Below are 6,627 nucleotides of genomic sequence, written 5' to 3'. Positions count from 1 at the left end.
AAGGCACCGGGCCACCGGCAGTCGATTCAGCGGGGAATTAGATCCACATCGCCGGGTCGATATACTCCGCAGGATCCACCGCGGGCTTATGCTCATCTGGCTTGCGCGGTCGGTTCTGCGCCGGAATTCCGGTGACGATCGAACCTGCCGGTGCGTCCTTGACCACCACCGCGTTCGCGCCAACGGCCGAGTCGGCGCCGATGGTGATCGGGCCCAGGATCTTGGCGCCGGCACCGATGACCACGCGGTCTTCGATGGTCGGGTGGCGTTTGGTCTTGGCCAGCGACCGGCCGCCTAGGGTCACTCCGTGATAAAGCATCACGTCGTCGCCGATCTCGGCGGTTTCGCCGATGACGATTCCCATGCCGTGGTCGATGAAGAAGCGACGCCCAATCGTGGCACCGGGGTGGATCTCGATGCCGGTGATTGCACGGTTCGCCTGCGAGAGCAGCCTGGCCGGCCAGCGTAGCGAGGGGTTCTGCCACATCTTATGCGCCAGCCGGTGGATCCAGATGGCATGCAATCCTGAATACACGAAGAAGTTCTCGGTATCGCTGCGTGCTGCCGGGTCATGGGAGCGGGCGTTGGCGAGGTCTTCACGTAACCGGGAGAAAAAACTCATATAAACAACCTTAGTGCGTGCTGCATGCTGAGGTGCCGCTGAATTGGGCACATGACAAATCGGCGCAAACCGCACCGCGGACCTATTAAGATCCAACGACGGGTCACGCCGATTTATTCGCGAAGAAAGAAACTATTTCTTAGCCGCGGATGTCATCGAAGAGCAGGGTGGAGATGTAGCGCTCGCCAAAGTCGGGGATCACGGTGACGATCTGCTTGCCGGCGTTCTCTTCGCGGGCCGCGATCTGCAGGGCGCCCCAGACGGCGGCACCGGCGGAAATGCCGCCGAGGATGCCTTCCTTAACGCCCAGGTCACGTGCCACCGAGACCGAATCCTCGATCGAGGCGTCGAGCACCTCGTCATACAGGTCGGTGTCGAGCACCTCGGGGATGAAGTTCGCGCCCAGACCCTGGATCTTGTGCGGGCCTGGCTTGCCGCCGTTGAGGATTGGTGAATCCTTTGGCTCGACCGCAACGATCTTGAGGTTGGGGTTCTTTTCCTTCAGGTAGCGGCCCGCACCGGTGATGGTGCCACCGGTACCGATGCCGGCCACGAGCACATCGATCTTGCCATCGGTATCTGCCCAGATCTCCGGGCCGGTGGTGTCCGCGTGCACCTGTGGGTTCGCGGTGTTCGCGAACTGCTGGGCCCAGATGGCGTTCTCCGAGGTGGCCACGATTTCCTTGGCCTTTTCTACCGCACCGCGCATGCCGTCGGCACCCGGGGTCAGCACGATCTCGGCACCGTAGGCGCGCAGCATCACGCGACGCTCGGTGGACATGGTCTCCGGCATGGTCAGGATGACCTTGTAGCCGCGGGCCGCGCCAACCATGGCCAGTGCGATGCCGGTGTTGCCGCTGGTGCCTTCAACGATGGTGCCGCCTGGCTTCAAGTCGCCAGACTTTTCGGCGGCATCGACGATGGCTACGCCGATGCGGTCCTTGACCGAGTTGGCTGGATTGTAGAACTCCAGCTTCACCGCGACGCTGCCTGGCAGCCCTTCACCTAAGCGGTTGAGCTTCACCAGGGGGGTGTTTCCGATGATCTCGGTGACATTGTTGTAGATCTTGCCCATGTATACGCAATCCTTACGTGACTCGATGCAGGCCGCTGATGCCCGGCGAGGGTGGTTGGAGAAGGCCGTGAATACGGCGTTTCGTCCTTAAAGTTTCACTGCTAACCCTAATCGGCTCGCTCGCCGCTTAGCTCTCGTTAAGCCATTGGGCGTAATATTTCCTGACTTTTGCGAGCTTCGGGTCAATAATGACTCGGCAATACCCGACTTCTTGGTTCTCCGAGTAGTAATCTTGGTGCACTTGCTCGGCTGGGTAGAAATCTTTCGACTCCTCGATAGTCGTCACGATCGGGTCCGGGTAGAGTGCCGCGTACTTTTGCATGCTCGCCTCGAAGACCTCGCGCTGGCTTTCATCCAACGGGAACATCGCCGAACGATACTGCGTGCCCACGTCATAGCCTTGGCGGTTGAGCGTCGTCGGGTCGTGCACGGTGAAGAACATGTCCAGGATGACTTCGGCGGGAACCACCTGTGCATCAAAGATGACCGCAACCACCTCGGCGTGGCCGGAGGTGCCGGAACACACCTGCCGGTAATCCGGATTGCTGGTATGTCCGCCCTGGTACCCGGAGAGCACCGCGTGCACGCCACGGGTGCGCTGGTACACGGCGTCGAGGCACCAAAAGCAGCCTCCGGCAAGGACAAAGGTCGTCAGTTCGGTGTCCGCCACGGTCATTCGGGCGGAGAAACGATGGGGCGTGTCTAATCTGAGAATACTCACAGAGTCCATAACGTCGCGGCGTTGCATTATGTTCCTGAGCGGGCTGCACCGCGTAGGGTGGAAGCATGCAGAGCAAGGCTAATACCCCGCAGGATCCGGAGCAGAAGAACCCTGCTTCCCCGTCCGCCAACCTATCTTCCGTGAGCGATGAAGCGGCAGAGAACGTCGAGGCCGACGCGAGAATCGGTGCCACGACCCTGGGCGAAGTGCTTGAGGCCGCGGAAGAGCTGTGGCCGCAGTCGCTGGCCGAAGATTGGGATGCCGTAGGCCTGGTCACCGGCCGCACCACCGCCAAGGTGAAGAAGATCGTCCTGGCGGTGGACCCGACCTTGGAAGTCATCAACGATGCGATTGCACGCGACGCCGATCTGCTGATCACCCACCACCCGCTGTTATTGCGCGGAGTGACCCAGGTGGCGGGCACCAGCTTCAAGGGCGAGGCAATTCACCGGCTGATCGAAACAGGCACCGCCTTGTTGACCGCCCACACCAACGCCGACAATGCGATCGGTGGCGTGAATGACGCCCTCGCCGACGCCTTCGGCCTCACAGACTGCGTGCCGCTGGTCGAAACCAAGGACGGCCTGCCCGAAGAGGGGCTGGGACGAGTTGGCTACCTCGACAAGCCAATGAAGCTCGTGGACTTCGCCGAACGCGTGTATACCGTGCTGCCAGCGGTAGCCGGTGGCGTCCGCGTCGCCGGGGAGCGTCTGGGCATCGTCCGCAAGGTCGCCCTGTGCGGCGGGGCCGGAGCTTCCCTCTTCGACGCGGTGCGCGCGCACAAGGCCGATGTCTACGTCACCGCGGATTTGCGCCACCACCCGGCCAGCGAAGCCCGTGAATCTGCCGATGGGGGACACCCTTTCCTCATCGATGTGTCGCATTTTGCCTCCGAATGGGTCTGGCTTTCGGCCGGGGCCCGGGCGCTGCAGAACGTCTTGCAGGATCTGGGCCATGAGGTGGAGATCGAGGTGTCGCAGATAAACTCCGACCCTTGGGACTTCGTGCTCACCCCGTAGCGATGCTGCATCATCTCGAACTCTGGGTGGCCGACCTGCGTGCCAGCACCAGCTCATTGGGCTGGCTGTTGCTGCGCCTGGGATTCGACGTCGAGTCCACGTGGGCCAGCGGCGTCAGCTATCGACAGCAGGACTTCTACATCGTGCTCGAATCCGGGCCGGACGTGATCGATGCGCCGCATCAACGGTGCGCCCCGGGAATGAACCATCTCGCGTTCCATGCCGGAAGCCGCGCGCAGGTCGATGAGCTGACCGCCGAGGCGCTCGAGCACGGCTTCTCCCTGCTGTTCCCCGCGGAGCATCCGCACGCCGGGGGAGCCGAGCACTACGCCGCGTACCTGGCGGACGCCGCCGGTTTCGAGATCGAGCTGGTAGCCCAAAGGGATTAAACAGTTTTGGTCGGTAACCCCTGAAGGGTTACCGACCAAAACTATTTCCTGGCGGTCAATTGCCTAGGTTGCGAGCTCTTCGTGCAAGCTGGCTTTCCTACTTGCAGCTCAATGCATCGTAGGAAACTTCCTTGGCGACTTCAGCTGTACCGTGGGTTGCTTTCACGGTGACGCTGCCAGCCTCCAAAGGTGCTTTTCCTGCGTTGAGCGGAGCCGAAGCGGACTTGCCCGGTCCCACATTATTCATCTTCTTGTTTCCGAATTCGCTGGAAACCTGCAGGGTAATCGGCGAATCCTCATTGTTCGTCGCGTTGACGTTAAGCATCGTGTTCTTGCCGATGCATCGGCTCGAAACGCTCAGCTCCACATCGATCGCTTCCTCAACCACGGGAACCTCGACGCCAGCCTCGGTAACCCACTTGGTTCCGGAATCGTTTTTGGTCACGGTGAAGCTGTCGTAGACCTCTCCGATGGCCAGATCGGTGGTGGACGATGCGGTCTTTTCAGCCAAATAGGACTTGTAGGTCAGAGTATCCTCGGCGACATCGATCACCTGATAGGTAGTGAAGTCCTCGCCGCGCTTCACCTGCGTGGCATTGTTCTGCGTCCAGACGTTGTCGTTCTCGTCGGCCAAATCGTAGTGCTTAGCGCCAGAGTTCGACACGATGTACACCGGACCATTGGTGACACCAGCGAAATCGGTGACGTTGTCATTGTTGTAGCCACGTGAGTAAACGTGGTCGTGGCCCATCTGGACGAGATCGATGTTGTGCTTCTGGAAGACGGGAACCCATTCCTCTCGAAGCACCGGTTCATTGCGGCCCGCCGAAGCCGAATAGACCGGCTGGTGGAAGGTGACAACATTCCACTTGGATTTGCTCTTTTCCAGGATGTGATCCATCCACGCGGCTTGGAACTGCACCCAGAGGGTGGAGATTTTACTGGCCGGGCAGTCGTCCCCGGAGCAGGCGGGCAGGCTATCCGGAGTGAGGAAGCCCGCGTCGCGAGTAGCGTTTACGGTGATGAACCGCACGCCTTGATAATCGGTGAAGTACACGGTTTCTTCGGCGAAAGTGGTCCAGTGCTCAAAGAGTGCGCGGTACTGCGCGGCGGCGGCCGTATCGCCGCTGGTGAGCTTGGCAAGCTCGCCAGCGGTTTCCACCGACGGGTTGTTCCGTGGGTATTCAAAGTTGGCTTTCCAGGCGGAGAGTTTGTTATCCCCGGAGTATTCGTGGTTGCCCGGTGCCGCCATCACGTTGGCTGTGGCGGCGGACTGCTCCATGCCCTTGAACCAGTTGTCCCATTCGTTCTCATTGCTGCCGGTGTTGATGAGATCACCGGCGTGAACCGATCCGACGGCGTCGGGGGCGGTCTCCTGGGCTTGAGCGACGACCTTTGGCCACGTGGTGTCGAGGCCGATCTGCGCATCACCGTAGTAAATATATTGGAAATCGGTGACCGCGGTGTCTGCCGTGGTGAAGGAGTTCCATTCGCTGGTGTTGGAGCCGTTGGCCACACGGTAGGAGTAGCTCGTTCCAGGTTTGAGATCCTTGAGCTCGGCTGAGAAGTGCGGCAGCGGATTACCGTTAACCGGGTCGATGAATTCTGCAGCTGCGGTGAGCACGTCTTCGCCTGAGGTCTCGCGGAATTCGACAGTTCCGGTCGCGGCGCCGGCGCTGCCGGCCATCCAAGAAACGTACTGGGACCTAGCCGGGGTCTCCGTTGGCGTCAGGATGACCCGCGAGATCGGGTCGATATCCTCCGTGACGTTAAGGCTCAGCTCGGGAACGTCCAGATAGATGTCGGAGCTGCCAGCGCGGTCATTATGCAGACTAATCGCGACCGTGTTGACCCCGTCAACAAGTACATCTGCTGGAACTTCGAAGCTGCTCGATACGGGATTACCGTTGCTGGCACCGGCGTATTCTTGATTGCTTTCGCCGGTGAGCCGGTCATCGAGGAATCCTGCCACCTTGGTGCCGTTGATCCACATGACCAAGGCGTCATCGTAAACTACCTCGCCGGTGACGGTCAGGAAATCATCCGCGCCGCCTTCAGGCAATTCGAACTGGGTTCGGAAGAAATATGCCGGGGTAGCGGTGCCGGTTTGTCCGCCGAGGTAATGGTTCAGCAGTGTCTTCGGAGTGTAGGGGCCGACGGCACCCAAAGAACCATGCTTTGCGCCAAAACTGCCCGTCGCGCTTTTCCAGGTGCTATCGTCGAAATCGGTTGCAGTCCAGACATCCAGATTCGGCTGTCCTGCGGCAGGATCGGTGCCATCGTCGAGATATTTCCATTGAGTGCTTTCGGCCGAAACTACCACCGAATATTCCGATTCCGCAGCTGAATCGATGGGTGCTGCTTGCGCTGGGACGAGTGTGCTTCCCAGCAGAGCTATCACTGCTGCGGCCACCGAGCCGCGGCGTAGCCACGGTGTGGCATTCATCATTGGAGACATGTCTACCTTCAGGCTGTGAGCGTGTGGTCCGGCAGAGAATTTCGCCGATGGACCCAGCTAACGCCAAGATAATGTCTCGAAAGAGAACAGCAGGTGAACCTGTGATTCCTAGAATCGAGGCAGGGTGTCGAAACCTCCCCCTGCCAACGATGGTGCTATGCGCGTGGCGATGACCAACTGTGGTCCAAATGCAGCACCAGAGGAGGGCGACCTGTCGCCAGGACGTGTTCTGCGAATGCGGATTTCCAGCGTCTCTGCTTCGAATCCTCGGCAGCCGTTCAGCAGAGGCAATGATTCGGCGGGACATATCGCCCATCCGTGCCCCTAGCGGCGATGGCGATCA

6 protein-coding genes are annotated in these 6,627 nt (G+C 60.2%); 2 read left to right on the top strand and 4 right to left on the bottom strand.

The annotated features are described in order from the left end of the window. Positions 1–37: 37 nt before the first annotated feature. From epsC to msrA, 3 genes are all read right to left on the bottom strand, one after another. Entirely contained in the window at positions 38–622 is a 585-nt protein-coding gene (gene epsC, locus CIK76_RS17455; RefSeq protein WP_096288809.1) for a serine O-acetyltransferase EpsC, read from the bottom strand. A 139-nt stretch (positions 623–761) separates the two neighbouring features. Next, positions 762–1,697, bottom strand: a complete 936-nt coding sequence (gene cysK, locus CIK76_RS17450; protein ID WP_096288807.1) for a cysteine synthase A — start codon at positions 1,695–1,697, stop codon at positions 762–764. A gap of 127 nt (positions 1,698–1,824) precedes the next feature. Next, the gene (gene msrA, locus CIK76_RS17445) at positions 1,825–2,352 is read right to left on the bottom strand and encodes a peptide-methionine (S)-S-oxide reductase MsrA (RefSeq protein ID WP_096288819.1); all 528 of its coding nucleotides are present in this window, start codon (positions 2,350–2,352) and stop codon (positions 1,825–1,827) included. Between the two features lie 131 nt (positions 2,353–2,483). On the opposite strand from msrA, the gene CIK76_RS17440 reads away from it, so the two are divergent. Beyond that, the gene (locus CIK76_RS17440; RefSeq protein ID WP_096288805.1) at positions 2,484–3,437 is read left to right on the top strand and encodes a Nif3-like dinuclear metal center hexameric protein; all 954 of its coding nucleotides are present in this window, start codon (positions 2,484–2,486) and stop codon (positions 3,435–3,437) included. After that, positions 3,413–3,826 (top strand): VOC family protein, encoded by a 414-nt coding sequence (locus CIK76_RS17435; protein ID WP_255248531.1) that lies wholly within the window; start codon positions 3,413–3,415, stop codon positions 3,824–3,826. Before CIK76_RS17440 ends, CIK76_RS17435 begins: the two co-directional genes overlap by 25 nt. Before the next feature lie 97 nt (positions 3,827–3,923). On the opposite strand, the gene CIK76_RS17430 is transcribed toward CIK76_RS17435, so the two are convergent. Next, on the bottom strand, positions 3,924–6,284 hold the full coding sequence (locus tag CIK76_RS17430; protein WP_255248530.1) for a metallophosphoesterase family protein: 2,361 nt from the start codon (positions 6,282–6,284) through the stop codon (positions 3,924–3,926). Positions 6,285–6,627: the final 343 nt, after the last annotated feature.

The organism is Glutamicibacter sp. BW80, assembly GCF_002332385.1.
Taxonomy (GTDB): domain Bacteria; phylum Actinomycetota; class Actinomycetes; order Actinomycetales; family Micrococcaceae; genus Glutamicibacter.
Note: the sequence above shows the minus strand (reverse complement) of the source record. Positions and strands in the feature narration are given on the sequence as shown.

What these genes read in the sequence shown, in the direction of transcription:
- epsC (WP_096288809.1), bottom strand. Translation starts at nt 622, where the DNA reads ATGAGTTTTTTCTCCCGGTTACGTGAAGACCTCGCCAACGCCCGCTCC.
- cysK (WP_096288807.1), bottom strand. Translation starts at nt 1,697, where the DNA reads ATGGGCAAGATCTACAACAATGTCACCGAGATCATCGGAAACACCCCC.
- CIK76_RS17440 (WP_096288805.1), top strand. Translation starts at nt 2,484, where the DNA reads ATGCAGAGCAAGGCTAATACCCCGCAGGATCCGGAGCAGAAGAACCCT.
- CIK76_RS17430 (WP_255248530.1), bottom strand. Translation starts at nt 6,284, where the DNA reads ATGTCTCCAATGATGAATGCCACACCGTGGCTACGCCGCGGCTCGGTG.